The following is a 15,611-nucleotide window of genomic DNA, read 5'->3' as shown; positions in this document are numbered from 1 at the left end:
AAGCAGCCGACACAGACCGACGGAGGACATGATGGCCCTGTTCCACCCCGACAATCGCAATCGCAGCGACCGCCACAAGAAGATCTACGCCTATTGTGAAATCGCCTACACGACGGTCGATGTCTCCGCTGCGGTGCTGTTTGTGATAGGTTCGATCCTGTTCTTCAACGACGCAACCGTCACCCCCGGCACATGGCTGTTTCTGGTAGGATCCATCCTCTTCGGCCTGCGCCCGACGATCAAACTCTACCGTGAATACGCCTATCTGCGACTTGGCGATTATGACGATATCACCCGCCAATGACGTGGCCCGCGCCAGCGTCTCCGCCAGAGCCACCGCCCGGCGGACCGGCCAACAACCGGTTTCTCGTCGCCCTGTCATATCAGGCCAGCGTATCCCATGCGCAACAGCTCACGACCCTCGCGTAGCCCCGCATAGGCCGGATCATTCTGAAGGTCAGTGCAGGACGAGCTATTGGTTTATTCATTCACAGGAAACCAAATTTACTTTTGCCCACTGAGCATTTTCTGTCACCATGTAGATATGATAAATATGAAAATTCTAGAGCAACTAACGAAGATCCCGCCACGGAAATTGGGTGAGCTGGAGACGCTCCATTGGTTTACTCAATCTGAGAAGATTGAGTTCGATGAAATAATGACTGACAAAGGCGGGCTTGCAGCAGAGGAGAGCCCTGACTTTCGGTTGCGAATTGGCAACAAAATTGTGGGTGTTGAAATAACCGTCGCGCAGCGTCCAATTTATGCAGCTAAATTTTCTGCACATGAGATCGAGGCCGCACAGAACGACTTTGCGAAAGCTCTTGAAAAATCAATGCGGCCCGCACTTCCAATCATCGTCAACCTAGCTTTCAATAACGAGATAGCGGTTGAGCCCAAAAAAGCCAACGTGGCGCTTTCGGCGATTGTCGGTCAGATCGAAGCGTTAACGCGCTCGATGGAGCCCCAGTCAGGTGCGATGCTGGTACGCATTGAAGATAAACTAACGCGGCATACGAATGCACACGTGTGCCCTGAACTTCCCAAGTTCTTAAAGAATATCAGTTTCTACAATGACGGCCAGAATTTTTCAGCCGTAACCGCTTCGCGCGGCACTATTCTCGAGCACTTTACCGAAGTGGATTTAAACCGAATTCTCGAAAAGAAACATGCAGCATTGAATGGCTACAGATCGTGCGACGAGTACTGGCTTGTCATCGTTTCAGGCGATGTACCCCCTATCCTACTGCCGAAGGAACGCCCATCCCTTCTATTGCCGACGTCGGCGACGGAATTTGCAGACGCGGAAATTACAAGGCCGATTCTCTCCGACTTTAATCGAGTTTATTTTTTTAGAAGCCCCACCCACGCTTTGAATCTTACAGAGGCACCTTAGTAGGCTAGTTGTGCTCAAAGTTGCGCACTGCCGACTTGATATTGGACCGAAGAGGCTCGCCGAAAATCGACGCGCAACTCGCGACCCTCAGCCACCACATCCCGGCCGCGGGGGTGTCACCCGCCTCGGCGCATCTCACAGGACATAAGGCAGATGGGCGCCCCGGATAAGGGACGCCCATCTATTGTTACCTATTGCGGATTGATCTCAACAGCTTAGGGGCAGCACCCGTGGCCTGGATCAATGCGCGGTGGCGCTGGCGCCATCCTCGGGAACACCCAATGCTGCCTTGGCAGCGGCGGCGGCCTCTTCTGCGGCCTCATCCCATTCGATGGGTTCGGGCGTATCGGTCAGCGCATGTTTCAGCACCTCGGAGACGTGGCTGACGGGGATGATCTCCAGCCCCTCCTTCACGTTATCCGGGATATCCGGCAGGTCTTTCTCATTCTCCTGCGGGATCAGCACCGTCTTGATACCACCGCGCAGCGCGGCCAGCAGTTTCTCCTTCAGACCGCCAATCGCGGTCGCATTGCCGCGCAGCGTCACCTCGCCGGTCATGGCGATATCCTTGCGGACCGGGATGCCTGTCAGCACCGAGACAATCGCCGTCACCATGGCCAGACCCGCGCTTGGGCCGTCCTTCGGCGTTGCGCCATCCGGCACGTGGACGTGGATGTCCAGCTTGTCGAATTTCGGCGGCTTCACTCCAAGCTGCGGCGAAATCGAGCGGACATAGCTTGAAGCCGCCTCGATCGACTCTTTCATCACATCGCCCAGCTTGCCGGTGGTCTTCATCCGACCCTTGCCCGGCAGGCGCAGCGCCTCGATGCTCAGCAGCTCACCCCCGACCGAAGTATAGGCAAGACCGGTGACAACACCGACCTGATCTTCCTTCTCGGCGAGACCATAGCGATACTTCGCAACCCCAAGGAATTCATCCAGATTCTCAGGCGTGACAGAAACGCTCTCCGCCTCTTTCTTGACGATCTTGGTCAGCGATTTCCGCGCCACTTTGGCGATCTCACGCTCCAGATTCCGCACCCCCGCCTCACGGGTATAGGTGCGGATGATCTCGGTCAGCGCCTCATCGGTGAGCTCGAATTCCTTGGCCTTCAGACCGTGGTTCTTCACCTGCTTGGAAATCAGGTGCTGCTTGGCGATCTCGCGCTTTTCATCCTCCGTGTAACCGGACAGCGGAATGATCTCCATCCGGTCCAGCAGCGGCCCCGGCATGTTGTAGCTGTTCGAGGTGGTCAGGAACATCACGTTCGACAGGTCATATTCCACTTCCAAATAGTGGTCCATGAAGGTCGCGTTCTGTTCCGGGTCCAGCACCTCCAGCATCGCCGACGCCGGGTCACCCCGGAAATCCTGCCCCATCTTGTCGATTTCATCGAGCAGGATCAGCGGGTTGGTGGTCTTGGCCTTTTTCAGCGCCTGAATGATCTTACCGGGCATGGAGCCGATATAGGTCCGGCGGTGACCGCGGATCTCGGACTCGTCGCGCACGCCACCCAGCGAAATGCGGATGAACTCGCGACCGGTTGCCTTGGCCACCGATTTGCCCAGCGAGGTCTTGCCGACACCCGGAGGGCCAACAAGGCAGAGGATCGGCCCCTTCAGCTTGGCCGAGCGCTGCTGCACAGCGAGATATTCAACGATACGTTCCTTGACCTTCTCAAGCCCGTAGTGATCGGCGTCCAGAATATCCTGCGCCCGGCTCAGATCTTTCTTCACGCGGGATTTGGTGCCCCAGGGCAGGGCCAGAATCCAGTCCAGATAGTTGCGCACAACCGTGGCTTCCGCCGACATCGGCGACATGTTTTTGAGCTTCTTCAGCTCGGCCTCGGCCTTTTCGCGCGCCTCTTTGGAGAGTTTGGTCTCGGCAATCTTGGCTTCCAGCTCGGCGACTTCGTTAGAACCGTCCTCGCTGTCGCCCAGCTCCTTCTGAATGGCCTTCATCTGCTCATTCAGATAATATTCGCGCTGGGTCTTCTCCATCTGGGATTTGACGCGGGTCTTGATCTTCTTCTCGACCTGAAGCACCGACAGCTCGCCCTGCATCAGGCCATAGACCTTCTCCAGACGTTCGCTCACCGACAGGGTTTCCAGAAGATCCTGTTTGTTGTCGACCTCGATCCCCAGATGACCGGCGACCAGATCCGCCAGCTTGGCCGGTTCCGTGGTCTCTCCAACGGCGCTCAGCGCTTCTTCCGGGATGTTCTTGCGGACCTTGGCATAACGCTCGAACTCATCGCCGACCGTGCGCAGCAGCGCCTCCACGGTGGTGACATCGCCGGGGATCTCGCTGAGATACTCCGCGCGCGCTTCAAAGAAGTTGTCGTTGTCCAGATATTCGGTGATTTTCACCCGCGCATGACCTTCGACCAGCACCTTCACGGTGCCGTCGGGCAGTTTCAGCAGCTGCAGCACATTGGCCAGCACGCCGACACTGTAGATGCCATCGGATTGCGGATCATCTTCCGCCGGGTCGATCTGACTGGACAGCAGGATCTGCTTGTCGTCGGTCATCACCTCTTCCAGGGCACGCACCGATTTTTCCCGCCCGACGAACAGCGGCACGATCATATGCGGGAACACAACGATATCGCGCAGCGGCAGGACGGGGTAGGATGAATTGAGTGGCTCTTGCATACTCGGTCCTTTGGTTTGGCAAGACGCCCCCGCCCCGATTATCGGCAGCTTCGGCGCGTCTCCTCATTGGCTGTTTATCTGGTGCAGCGGTGTTGGGATTTCAACCGCCGTGCCTCAATGTTTGGTGTCACATTGCCCGCAGCGCGCCCGGACCACAAGGGCGCAAATGCAGCTAGGGTGAGCAAATGGTGAAGGCCGCGCGCGGCAGCCTCCGCCGATGACCTGACCCGCAGCATCAGCGCCGCATCAGGGTGATCACCCCGCGTTCCAGCCGCCCACCCGGTCCGGTTTCGCGGTAGGTGCCGCTCATCCGGGTCTGATCAATCAGGAACAGACGGATATCCTGCCGCAACACGTCTCCGGTGCCGGTGTCGCGTTCTGATTGCAGCCTCAGTTGCAGCATCTGGTCCACCCCGCAGGGCAGCCGCCCCAAGCCCAGCTCATCGAGGAAGACCTCCGCGCCATCCGCCAGATCGCCGCGGCCAACGCTTTCGGCCCTCAGCCCCGTGCCCGGCTCAGGTGGCGCCCGGTCCAGCACGCCGATGGGGATCACCCCGGACACGGCAGAATCCGCCACCAGACGGCCATTGCGAAATCTCAGTGTCAGCACCTCACCCGCGCGCTGCGGCAGCGGTTCCATATCGACGCGGCCGCCAACCGGCAGCCCGGTCTCCCCCGGCCCCTTCTGCACAAACCACTGGCCCCGCAGCGCTTTGGAGCCGCCCTTGATCAGATCGTCAAATGCGATCCGGCAGCCATCAAGCGGTGGTGCCTTGAAAAAACTTGAGGCCTCGGCCAGCGACCCCGGCGCCTTAGCTGCCTGATCCGACTGCGCCACAGCGCCAGAGGCAGCCACAAGGCCGCCCAGCAGCACCACGCTCCCCCATGCCTGTAACCAGCTCATCGCGACCCTTCCCGTTTTGGCGGAATCTAGCAGCGAGGTCTTCATAACCGGTGAACGCGGACCGGGATCATCCCTACCAAAGATCGCAGCAAAAAGCGCACGACATCAGGCCGTTGCCTTGGGTGCAGTCGCGCTCCGGCAATCCTTACCGCTGCGCGGCCGACGTCAGATGCGCCAGCGCCCCCGGCTGCTCCCCATAGGATCCGCCATGGTCCAAAAGCGCAAAAACAGCAACGCCCGCCGCCAGCAAAATCATCAGCGAACAATGCGCAAGTCCAGTTGAAGCCGTCTCATTCATCGGATCTCTCCACGTTGGTCATCAGTGCCTGATTGACAGATCACCGCTGATTTGTGGCGCAAACGTGTTCAGGGCAGGACCCGCCGATGAACATTCGCTCAAGTTTTCGACAATCCGGGCGCATCCCCCTTGCTGGCCCCTACAATGGCTCAATATCGCCTTCGGCACGGGTGTCGTGGAAATCCTTCTGCCAGGCCTCGAAGGTGCCCGCAGCAATCGCGTCCCGCATGCCGCCCATGATTTCCTGGAAGTAATGCAGGTTATGCCAGGTCAGCAGCATCCCCGAAATCATCTCGTTGCTGCGGAACACATGGTGCAGATAGGCGCGCGAATAGTTCGAACACGCCGGGCAGCTGCACTGCTCATCCAGCGGGCGCGGGTCATCCTGGTGGCGGGCGTTCTTGATATTGACCACACCGTAGCGGGTAAACGCTTGCCCCGTGCGACCCGAGCGCGATGGCAGCACGCAGTCCATCATGTCGATACCACGGGCCACCGCACCGACGATATCATCAGGCTTGCCCACCCCCATCAGATAGCGCGGCTTGTCCTCAGGCAGGAAACCGGGCGCATAATCAAGACAGTCAAACATCGCCTCCTGCCCCTCGCCCACTGCCAGGCCGCCAACCGCATAGCCCTCGAATCCGATCTTCTTCAGCGCCTCGGCGCTTTCTTCGCGCAGATCCTGCTCCAGCCCGCCCTGCATAATGCCGAACAGCGCATGGCCCGGACGGTCGCCAAAGGCCTCGCGCGAGCGCTCCGCCCAACGCATCGACAGGCGCATCGACTCGGCGATCCGGTCGCGGTCCGCAGGCAGCGCCGGACATTCGTCGAAACACATCACGATGTCCGAACCGAGCAGGCGCTGGATTTCCATCGACCGTTCCGGCGTCAGCTCATGTTTGGATCCGTCGATATGGCTTTTGAAGGTCACACCCTTTTCCGTCAGCTTGCGCAGACCCGCCAGCGACATCACCTGAAACCCGCCCGAGTCCGTCAGGATCGGCCGCTCCCAGTTCATGAATTTGTGCAATCCGCCCAGACGGTCGATCCGCTCTGCCGTGGGGCGCAGCATCAGATGATAGGTATTGCCCAGCAGGATATCCGCCCCGGTCGCACGCACGCTCTCCGGCAGCATTGCCTTCACTGTTGCGGCGGTGCCCACGGGCATGAACGCAGGCGTGCGGATCTCGCCGCGCGGCGTATTGATGACACCGGTGCGGGCCTTGCCATCGGTGGCTTTCAGGTCAAATGAGATTTTCGGCGCCATGTTCTCTTCCTTGGGCTGTCTTGTGCGTGGTCCCGCCGCTGCGGGGAATTTCCTACGGGATCATCTGCCACCTGAACCCTGCTCCGCCGCGATCCGGGACCATTCCGGCAGAGCCTGCCGGATGTGCCTTATCCCGGCGCGGTTTTCAAGCCTGCATGACCGCAGCCCGCGCCAAAGCCCCGACAGCCCTAGCCAGCCCCCACCCCGCACGCCACGGATGCGCCGCAGACGGGGCCGTTCCCCTTGCCTGCCACCACCGCACACGCCATAGAGAAGAGGAACGGGGCGCCGTCCCCCCACGCTTGAATCCCGGGTCCACGACCCCCAACTGCATACCATAGCATACAAATTTATTGCGAGGCATAATGACCGAAGAACTCCTGCTGAGCCTGCTGACGCAGAACATCATCTATATCCTGGGCGCGATCTTCCTGATCATCCTGATCCTCAAGGGCGTCCGCATCGTGCCGCAGTCCGAAAAATACGTGGTCGAACGCTTTGGCCGCCTGCATGCAGTGCTTGGCCCCGGCATCAACTTCATCGTCCCGCTGCTCGACTCCGTCGCCCATAAGGTCTCGATCCTGGAACGCCAGCTGCCCAACGCCAGCCAGGACGCCATCACCAAGGACAACGTGCTGGTGCAGATCGACACCTCGGTGTTCTACCGCATTCTGGAACCGGAAAAGACCGTCTATCGGATCCGCGACGTTGACGGCGCCATTGCCACCACCGTGGCCGGCATCGTGCGCGCCGAGATCGGCAAGATGGACCTGGATGAGGTGCAGTCGAACCGCTCGCAACTGATCGGTCAGATCCAGCATCTGGTCGAAAGCGCCGTTGACGACTGGGGCATCGAAGTGACCCGCGCCGAGATCCTCGACGTGAACCTCGATCAGGCCACCCGCGACGCCATGCTGCAGCAGCTCAACGCCGAGCGCGCCCGCCGCGCCGAGGTGACCAAGGCCGAGGGCCAGAAACGCGCGGTCGAACTGGCCGCCGACGCCGAGCTCTACGCCGCCGAGCAGATCGCCAAGGCCCGCCGCATTCAGGCCGATGCCGAGGCCTATGCCACCGGGGTGGTCGCCAAAGCCATTGCCGAAAACGGTCTGGAGGCCGCGCAATATCAGGTGGCCCTGAAACAGGTCGAGGCGCTCAATGCCCTTGGCGCAGGGGAAGGCAAACAGACCATCCTGGTGCCCGCCAATGCGATTGAGGCCTTCGGCAACGCCTTCAACATGCTGAAAGGGGCCGGAAAATGACGGCCCTGCTCTCCGTCTGGTGGGTCTGGATCGCGATTGCCATCGGCCTCGCCATCGTCGAGGTGCTGGCGCCGGGCTTCATCTTCCTCGGCTTTGCCGTCGGCGCCGTGCTGGTGGCCCTGCTGCTGGTCGCCACCCCCGCAGGCAGCATCACCCTGCCGGTGCTGCTGCTGGTCTACGCCACCCTCTCCCTGATCGCCTGGCTGGTCTTGCGCCACTTCTTCAAGGGCCCCAAAGGCCAGGTGAAACACTTCGACCACGATATCAACGATTGAACAAATCCCCGTCCGGTCTGCACTGGGCGGGGATCCCCCTAGCCTCACCAGTCCCGCAATCCAATACAACAGCCGCAACCGTCAGGCTCAGCAGTGTATAGATAGCGACATTCGGAGCTGGCGCCCGTCCCCCCTGCTGGAACGCAACAAAGCGTCCGAAGCGGCCAGAGGCTATGTTGTCTTGCAAGACTCTCCTCTCTGCAAATCCTGTCCAGCGTCCAGTCTGCGATCGGATGTTATGCAACCGAGATCCGGCTGCGGCTCGAAACCTTTTTCTGCTCCGGGTCGGCCTGCTCTGCCGTTGCGAAACGTCTACCCGCGACATGCTGATATCACACGGAGATACGCCCCATATTGGCGGGCAACGCCGATCAGCTGGACGTGGTCGCGCTCATTTCGGTCGCAAAGCCACTGAGCTGACGGAGGGCTTTCAGGTAGGGATATCCTAATCTAGCATGTGATCGTCGGTCATATGACCGCGCATCCACACAAGGAAAGACCAGAGCGAATGAAGAGACTTGCCCTTGATGCAGCAGACATCCGCATTCTCAGCGCGCTCCAGCAGCATGGGCAGTTGAGCAAGGCCAAGCTGGCAGAGCTGAGCGGGCTTTCCGCGACCCCCTGCTGGGCGCGGCTGACCCGGTTGAAAGCGGGCGGATACATTCGCGGCTATCATGCCGATATCGCGCTGGAGCGGCTCGCAGATTTCGCGCAGGTGATTGTGACGGTTTCCCTCAGCCGTCATCGAAAGGCTGATTTTGAGCGCTTTGAAGCTTTTCTCAACAGCCGGGATGAGATCATTGATTGCATCGCCACCGGTGGTGGGGTCGATTACATCATGAAGATCATCAGCCCCAGCCTCGCCGCGTTTCAAGGCCTGATGGAAGATTTCCATGCCGAAGACCTCGGCATTGACCGCTACATGACCCATTTTGCCACGCGCCAAGTGAAATCAGCTTTGCCGAACCTCTCGAAATTGGCCGCTGCAAATCCGAAATTGCCGCTCTGGCCCAATCGGTCCTGATATGGCCCCCCAAACGGCCTGAATGGTCTGAGAAGTGATAATCTTCGGACCACTTTCGCCGCCTCTCCTGGACTACATCTCGCAAAGGTTTTGACAGTCTCCGATCAAAGCGGTCGGGGACAAAACGGGAGGTAGTTCCAATGCAAGCAGATGATTTCGGTTTCGGCACACAGATCCGCAAGTCGCCCTATTTTGACGCGACAGTGCGTTGGGGCGCGCAGGGGTTCTCCGTCTACAACCACATGTATATCCCGCGCGATTTCGGTGATCCCGAGCAGAACTTCTGGAACCTCGTGAATGACGCGATACTTTGTGATGTGGCCGTTGAACGGCAGGTTGAAATCACCGGTCCTGACGCGGCGAAATTCACCCAGATGCTGACCTGCCGCGATCTGTCGAAGATGGCGGTCGGCCAGTGCAAATACATCCTGATCACCAATGCCGACGGCGGCATTCTGAACGATCCGGTCCTGCTGCGTCTTGCCGAGAACCATTTCTGGATCTCTCTTGCTGATAGCGACATTCTTCTTTGGGCGCAGGGGGTTGCGATCCACTCTGGCCTTGATGTCACGATTGGTGAGCCGGATGTCTCGCCGCTGCAATTGCAGGGCCCCAAATCCGGCGAGATCATGCGCGCGCTGTTTGGCGACGGGATCATGGACCTGCGCTACTACTGGCTGCGCGAAGTCGAGCTGAACGGCATCCCGCTGATCGTGTCCCGCACCGGCTGGTCCAGCGAGCTGGGCTATGAAATCTACCTGCGCGACGGTTCCAAAGGCGATCTGCTGTGGGAAACCATTATGGCAGCCGGTCTGGAATTTGGCCTCAAGCCCGGCCACACATCCTCCATCCGCCGCATCGAAGGTGGGATGTTGTCGTATCACGCGGATGCCGACATGGGCACCAACCCCTTTGAGCTTGGGTTTGACCGGTTGGTGAACCTCGACATGGAGGCTGATTTCATCGGCAAGGCCGCGTTGCGCCGTATCAGGGACGAAGGTGTCAGCCGTAAGCAGATCGGCCTGATCATCGACGGCGAACCTCTTGCGGGTCCCAACACGACATTCTGGGACATCAATTCAGGTGGCGAAGCAATCGGCAAGGTCACCTCTGCGGTTTATTCCCCGCGTTTGGAGCAGAACATCGCCTTGGCCATGGTGTCAGCGGAACACGCCAACATCGGTGCACAGGTTGAGGTCGTCACGAAATCCGGCCCCGTCCGCGCAACAATCTGCGAGCGCCCGTTCTATGATCCCAAAAAACAGATCGCTGCCGCTTAACGTCCTGCTACATGAAAGAATACCGAAATGTCAGATCTCGCGATTGAGCTGCACTGGCAGCGCGCAGCGCCCGTATTGCAAACCGGTGCCTATTCGAACGAGCACACCGTGCAATACAACAACCGCTATGACCTGCTGGTCGATTCCGCCCCTGATTGGGGCGGAAACCCGGAGAACACAAACCCCGAACAGGCCCTCGCCTCGGCGCTGTCGAGCTGCCATATGATGACCTTTCTTGCGCTGGCCGCAAAGGCGGGCTGGCCGGTGGCCAGCTACCACGATTACGCCGAGGCCCATCTGGGCAAGAACCCCAAGGGCCAGATGTCGGTAACGCGGATTGATCTGCATCCGGTGGTGCGTTTTGACACCGGCTTTACGGTGGGCGACGCCGAACTGGCCCAGATGCAGGACCGCGCGCACCGCTACTGCTTTATTGCGAACACCCTCGCCGACAGTGTCGAAATCAACATTCTTTAGCGCTCGAATAAGGGATACCCCCCGTGACCACCTCTGACATCCTGCTGCGCGTTCTGGACGGGACCGGAATATTGCGCCTGACCTTGAATGACGTGCGTCGGCGCAATGCCTTGTCCGAGGCGATGCTGGCGGAACTCGGTGCTGCGTTTGCAGCCGCCGGGACCGACCCAAATGTGCGGGTCATTGTCCTGGCGGCCAATGGCCCTGCGTTTTGTGCAGGCCATGACCTCAAGGAAATGACCGCTGGGCGTTTGAACGGAGATGGTGGTAAAGCCTATTTTGCCCATGTCATGGCGATGTGCGCAGGCGTGATGCAAGGCATCGTGAATTGCCCCAAACCCGTCATCGCTGAGGTCACAGGCATCGCAACGGCCGCAGGTTGCCAGCTGGTCGCAAGCTGTGATCTGGCTATTGCAGCGGACACAGCGCAATTCAGCACACCGGGTGTTCACATCGGGTTGTTCTGCTCCACCCCGATGGTGGCGCTGTCGCGCAATGTGGCGGACAAACACGCGATGGAAATGCTGCTGACCGGTGACATGACATCCGCCGCGCGGGCCGCCGAAATCGGCCTTGTGAACCGCGTCGCGGCACCTGACGCGTTGCAAACGGTAACGATGGAGTTGGCGCGCAAGATTGCGTCAAAATCCAGCATGACGCTGGCAACCGGCAAACGCGCCTATTACGCCCAGCGCGAGATGTCGCTGCCCGATGCCTACGATTACGCCTCTGCTGTGATGGTCGACAACATGCTGGCGCAAGACGCCGAAGAAGGGATCGAAGCGTTCATCGAAAAGCGCGCGCCCCAATGGCAGGACGCCTGAGCCATGACCGCAAACCCCTATAATACCGATCTGGACCGCAATCCTGCAAACCATCAGCCACTGACGCCGCTGACATTTCTGGAACGCGCGGCCTCGGTCTTTCCTGATCACACTGCGATGGTGCATGGCCCGTTGCGGCGCAATTATTCGGCGTTTTATGCGCGATCACGTCAGTTGGCCTCTGCTTTGGCACAGCAAGGCATCGGGCGCGGTGACACGGTGTCGGCCCTGCTGGCCAATACGCCCGCAATGCTGGAATGCCATTACGGTGTTCCCATGTGTGGCGGTGTCCTGCATTCCGTGAACACCCGGCTAGATGCGTCGGTGATTGCGTTTCAGCTGGACCATGCCATGTGCAAAATCGTCATCGTAGACCGCGAATTCATGCCCTTGATGCAGGATGCGCTGGCGCTGGCAACAGTGCGCCCGCTTGTCATCCAATACGACGACGCTGAATTCTGCGGACCCGTTACCGAGGCAGATGCGCAGGATTACGAGGCCTTCCTGTCGACGGGCGATCCTGAATTCGACTGGCTGATGCCGCTGGATGAATGGGACGCGATTTCGATCAACTACACATCGGGGACGACAGGCGATCCAAAGGGTGTGGTTTCGCACCACCGGGGGGCCTATCTGCTGGCGCAGGGCAATGCGCTGACGACGTCGATGGCGAAACATGCGGTCTATCTGTGGACGCTGCCAATGTTCCACTGCAATGGCTGGTGTTTCCCATGGACGCTGTCGGCGATCATCGGCACCCATGTCTGCCTGCGTCAGGTGCGGGCAGGACCAATCTGGGCCGCTTTGGCAGATGAGCACGTCACCCACCTGTGCGGCGCGCCAATTGTCATGTCGCTGATGATCTCGGCCCCCGAGGCCGAAAAGCGCCAACTTGATCATACCGTGCAATTCTTTACCGCCGCCGCCCCGCCGCCGGAGAAGCTGCTGGCGGATATGAAAACCTCAGGCTTTGACGTCACGCATCTCTATGGGCTGACTGAAACCTACGGCCCTGCCGTGGTGAATGACTGGCATCAGGACTGGTCCGATCTGCCGCCCGCCGAGCAGGCAAAGCTGAAATCGCGCCAAGGCGTGCGCTATCTGCCGCTGGAAGGATTGGATGTGCTGGACCCGGACACCATGCTGCCAGTGCCGCGCGACGGGAAAACCATGGGCGAGGTGATGTTTCGCGGCAACGTCGTCATGAAGGGTTATTTCCGCAATCCCACAGCCACCCAAGAGGCCTTTGCAGGCGGCTGGTTCCATTCCGGCGATCTCGGCGTGCGGCACGCGGACGGCTATATTCAGCTGAAGGATCGCTCCAAGGATATCATCATTTCGGGCGGCGAGAATATTTCGTCCATTGAGGTGGAGGAAGCGCTTTATCGTCACCCCGCCGTCGCGATTGCTGCCGTGGTGGCCATGCCGCACGAAAAATGGGGCGAAACGCCCTGTGCTTTTGTGGAACTGGCTACAGGTGAACATGTGGATGCCGCCACATTGCGCGCGTGGTGCAAGGACCAGCTTGCGCCCTACAAGGTGCCCGGACAGTTCGTGTTCATGCCGATCCCGCGCACGTCAACCGGCAAGATCCAGAAATTCATCTTGCGCGATCAGGCCCAGAAGATCGCGGAAAACGCACATGCAGGTCAAATGACACCGGCTCAGTAAGCCGGTGTCAATTGCGATCCTGTCAGGCTGGCAAAACCTTTGATCGTTGCTCGCCCAATCCGTCGATACCCAAGGTCACAACCTCCCCGCCGTGCAGATACCGCTGCGGGGATTGACCCATCCCCACGCCCGGAGGCGTGCCGGTTGAAATGACATCCCCCGACTGCAGGCTCATGAACTGGCTGCAATAGGACACGAGGTGCGGGATCTTGAAGATCAATGTCGCGGTTGATCCTGTCTGCATGCGTTTGCCATCCACATCCAGCCACATCCCCATGTTGTCCATGTCTGCGATCTCATCAACTGTGACGAGCCAAGGCCCTGTTGGCCCAAAGGTATCGCAGCCTTTGCCCTTGTCCCACGTGCCTGCCCGATTGAGCTGAAAATCGCGCTCTGACACATCGTTGATCACACAAAACCCTGCGACATGGTCCATCGCGTTGGCCTCGTCGATATAAGAGCCCGGTTCGCCGATCACGACGCCCAATTCGACCTCCCAATCGGTTTTGACCGAACCGCGCGGGACCTGAATGTCATCATTCGGGCCGACCACCGCAGAGGTCCATTTGTTGAAGATGATGGGTTCTTCGGGGATCGGCATCCCCGCCTCTTCGGCGTGATCGGCGTAGTTCAGGCCGATGCAGACAAATTTGCCGATATTCCCGACACAGGCCCCAAGGCGCAGATCGCCCTGTGGTGTGCCGTCAACGAGCGGCAGCGTTTCCGGGTCCAGCCCGTGCAGCGCCTTCAGGCCAGCGGGGCGCAATGTCTCACCAGAGATATCCGGGACCAGGCCCGACAGATCGCGCACGCGGCCTGACGCATCCAGAAGCCCGGGTTTTTCTGCGCCGGGCGCGCCGTAGCGGAGAAGCTTCATATCGTGTCCTCATAATTATGGCTTGAATATCGTGTCATCAGGCAGCGCCGCGCGCCGCCCACAGGGCCCCACGGCGGATAATCTCAGTAACTTGCGGCACCTTCAGGTCGTCCAACTCGTGGCCGATTGAGCAATAGAACACCCGGCCCTTGTCCCAGCGGCGTTTCCAGACAACCGGGATCACGGTGCCTTCGATCCACCACAGATGATCGCCCGAAAACGTCGTGGTCGCCAGGACCTCGTTCGATGGATCGACGAGCATATGGTATTGCTCGGTCGTCAGGCGGAAACTCTTGATGTCTTGCACAATCGGATCGTCGGGTTTGCAGATGGTCACATCGGAATCAATATGGTCTTCGCGCGGCTGCAGGTTGTCCGGCCATCCGGGGGAATGAGCCACAAACTGACCGCCGATCAGGAAATGATAGGTCGGGCGATCGCGGAACGCATCCCCCATATGCCCGTGCCAACCAGCCGCCAACAAACAGCGCCGCTTTCATGGTGTATCCTTTCGCATGTAGGTCGATATCGACGCCATATCGCGGGCGCCATAACTTGCCTTTCCCCCTCGATCAATTTGGCCAGTGTGGTTCGGCCTTGCGGCATCGCAGTGCCAAGCCGATCTGCAAGCTGTGGCGTCACTTCCATGTCTTTGCGGGCCAGTGCCACGGTAAAGGTGACATCGTGATCTGCCTCATTCAGATAGAGCGGCCGGCGGCATTTGAGCATTGGCGCACAGGCCGCAGAGGCCGCGATCACATCGAATGCCTGCTCAGACGTGATGCCGGAGGCTTCGGCCATGGTCATCGTTTCGGCAAGCGTCTGAATAATCCCGTGGATCAGCGAATTCACCGCCAGTTTCATCACAGCCCCGCCCCGGACCGATCGAGATAGATGGTTTGTCGGCTCACCGCATCGAATACGGCCGCAAGATCAGCATCTTGTGTCGCCCCGGAAACCGGCGCATCAATCACCCGGATATTCTCTGGCGCCGTTGCGACCAGATCGGCGATGTGGTCAGGCCTCATCGTGCCCATTTCCACCAAGGTCGCGCTGCCTGTCGAGGCAAACAATCCGCCGCGTCCGAGATGCACTGCATAAGAGGCCGCGCCATCGGCCAACATCGTCACAACGATGTCAGCCCGCGCCGCCAGATCCGCAGGGGTCTGCACTGCCAGACAGCCTTCGGATTTTGATCCGACCCGGCGATCAGGCCTTCTTTGATATCCTGCAATCCTATCAGGGATATCGCACCTGCTACTACCGCAGGTTCAACGTCGGCCGCGCGACCCCATGGCATAATGACGCCTATGTGAAGGCGCGCGAATGGATTGATGCCTCCATCGCGACGATCAAACCCGGCGTCTCCACCGACAAGGTGGTTGAGGTTTGACCAACAGC

At 59.5% G+C, this 15,611-nt stretch carries 17 protein-coding genes and 1 pseudogene; 10 read left to right on the top strand and 8 right to left on the bottom strand.

What is annotated here, in order from left to right:
* Window positions 1-31: 31 nt before the first annotated feature.
* Window positions 32-304: a YrhK family protein gene (locus VWZ81_RS03845; RefSeq protein ID WP_416558314.1), complete on the top strand. Its 273-nt coding sequence runs from the start codon at window positions 32-34 to the stop codon at window positions 302-304.
* A 249-nt stretch (window positions 305-553) separates the two neighbouring features.
* Window positions 554-1,396 carry a hypothetical protein gene (locus VWZ81_RS03840; RefSeq protein ID WP_416542127.1) on the top strand — a complete coding sequence of 281 codons (843 nt, stop codon included), beginning with the start codon at window positions 554-556 and terminating at the stop codon, window positions 1,394-1,396.
* 240 nt (window positions 1,397-1,636) lie between these two features.
* Here the strand turns inward: VWZ81_RS03840 and lon are convergent, their stop codons facing one another.
* The 4 genes from lon to tgt form a co-directional block, all read right to left on the bottom strand.
* On the bottom strand, window positions 1,637-4,051 hold the full coding sequence (gene lon / locus VWZ81_RS03835) for an endopeptidase La (protein WP_416535159.1): 2,415 nt from the start codon (window positions 4,049-4,051) through the stop codon (window positions 1,637-1,639).
* Window positions 4,052-4,286: 235 nt separating this feature from the next.
* Entirely contained in the window at window positions 4,287-4,955 is a 669-nt protein-coding gene (locus VWZ81_RS03830) for a hypothetical protein (protein ID WP_416542126.1), read from the bottom strand.
* A gap of 145 nt (window positions 4,956-5,100) precedes the next feature.
* On the bottom strand, window positions 5,101-5,253 hold the full coding sequence (locus VWZ81_RS03825; protein ID WP_416542125.1) for a hypothetical protein: 153 nt from the start codon (window positions 5,251-5,253) through the stop codon (window positions 5,101-5,103).
* A 139-nt stretch (window positions 5,254-5,392) separates the two neighbouring features.
* Window positions 5,393-6,523 carry a tRNA guanosine(34) transglycosylase Tgt gene (gene tgt, locus VWZ81_RS03820; RefSeq protein WP_416538975.1) on the bottom strand — a complete coding sequence of 377 codons (1,131 nt, stop codon included), beginning with the start codon at window positions 6,521-6,523 and terminating at the stop codon, window positions 5,393-5,395.
* Window positions 6,524-6,888: 365 nt separating this feature from the next.
* Here tgt and VWZ81_RS03815 point away from each other — a divergent pair, with 365 nt between their 5' ends.
* From VWZ81_RS03815 to VWZ81_RS03785, 7 genes are all read left to right on the top strand, one after another.
* Window positions 6,889-7,782, top strand: a complete 894-nt coding sequence (locus VWZ81_RS03815; RefSeq protein ID WP_340545933.1) for an SPFH domain-containing protein — start codon at window positions 6,889-6,891, stop codon at window positions 7,780-7,782.
* Window positions 7,779-8,057 carry an NfeD family protein gene (locus VWZ81_RS03810; protein ID WP_416542124.1) on the top strand — a complete coding sequence of 93 codons (279 nt, stop codon included), beginning with the start codon at window positions 7,779-7,781 and terminating at the stop codon, window positions 8,055-8,057. Before VWZ81_RS03815 ends, VWZ81_RS03810 begins: the two co-directional genes overlap by 4 nt.
* A gap of 508 nt (window positions 8,058-8,565) precedes the next feature.
* Window positions 8,566-9,081: an Lrp/AsnC family transcriptional regulator gene (locus tag VWZ81_RS03805; protein WP_416542123.1), complete on the top strand. Its 516-nt coding sequence runs from the start codon at window positions 8,566-8,568 to the stop codon at window positions 9,079-9,081.
* A 140-nt stretch (window positions 9,082-9,221) separates the two neighbouring features.
* Entirely contained in the window at window positions 9,222-10,361 is a 1,140-nt protein-coding gene (locus tag VWZ81_RS03800) for a glycine cleavage T C-terminal barrel domain-containing protein (RefSeq protein WP_416542122.1), read from the top strand.
* 27 nt (window positions 10,362-10,388) lie between these two features.
* A complete protein-coding gene (locus VWZ81_RS03795) occupies window positions 10,389-10,838 on the top strand; it encodes an OsmC family protein (protein WP_340545937.1) in 450 nt (149 codons plus the stop codon).
* A 23-nt stretch (window positions 10,839-10,861) separates the two neighbouring features.
* Window positions 10,862-11,662: an enoyl-CoA hydratase gene (locus VWZ81_RS03790; RefSeq protein ID WP_416542121.1), complete on the top strand. Its 801-nt coding sequence runs from the start codon at window positions 10,862-10,864 to the stop codon at window positions 11,660-11,662.
* 3 nt (window positions 11,663-11,665) lie between these two features.
* Entirely contained in the window at window positions 11,666-13,333 is a 1,668-nt protein-coding gene (locus tag VWZ81_RS03785) for an acyl-CoA synthetase (protein ID WP_416542120.1), read from the top strand.
* Between the two features lie 22 nt (window positions 13,334-13,355).
* Here VWZ81_RS03785 and VWZ81_RS03780 read toward each other — a convergent pair whose 3' ends face one another.
* From VWZ81_RS03780 to VWZ81_RS03765, 4 genes are read right to left on the bottom strand one after another with little or no spacing between them, the layout of a single operon-like run.
* Window positions 13,356-14,210: a fumarylacetoacetate hydrolase family protein gene (locus tag VWZ81_RS03780; protein WP_416542119.1), complete on the bottom strand. Its 855-nt coding sequence runs from the start codon at window positions 14,208-14,210 to the stop codon at window positions 13,356-13,358.
* A gap of 37 nt (window positions 14,211-14,247) precedes the next feature.
* Window positions 14,248-14,667 carry a ThuA domain-containing protein gene (locus tag VWZ81_RS03775; protein ID WP_416542118.1) on the bottom strand — a complete coding sequence of 140 codons (420 nt, stop codon included), beginning with the start codon at window positions 14,665-14,667 and terminating at the stop codon, window positions 14,248-14,250.
* Entirely contained in the window at window positions 14,625-15,074 is a 450-nt protein-coding gene (locus VWZ81_RS03770) for an NAD-binding protein (RefSeq protein WP_416542117.1), read from the bottom strand. Before VWZ81_RS03770 ends, VWZ81_RS03775 begins: the two co-directional genes overlap by 43 nt.
* Window positions 15,074-15,388 carry an NAD(P)-binding domain-containing protein gene (locus VWZ81_RS03765; RefSeq protein ID WP_416542450.1) on the bottom strand — a complete coding sequence of 105 codons (315 nt, stop codon included), beginning with the start codon at window positions 15,386-15,388 and terminating at the stop codon, window positions 15,074-15,076. The genes VWZ81_RS03770 and VWZ81_RS03765 overlap by 1 nt, the downstream gene beginning before the upstream one ends.
* Here VWZ81_RS03765 and VWZ81_RS03760 point away from each other — a divergent pair.
* Window positions 15,334-15,600 (top strand): annotated as a pseudogene (locus VWZ81_RS03760) (M24 family metallopeptidase); the annotation flags it as partial. The gene VWZ81_RS03765 and the pseudogene VWZ81_RS03760 overlap by 55 nt on opposite strands.
* Window positions 15,601-15,611 lie beyond the last annotated feature (11 nt).

Source organism: Phaeobacter sp. JH20_34 (genome assembly GCF_048056095.1).
Taxonomy (GTDB): Bacteria; Pseudomonadota; Alphaproteobacteria; order Rhodobacterales; family Rhodobacteraceae; genus Phaeobacter; species Phaeobacter bryozoorum.
This window is presented reverse-complemented; position numbering and strand designations above follow the sequence as displayed.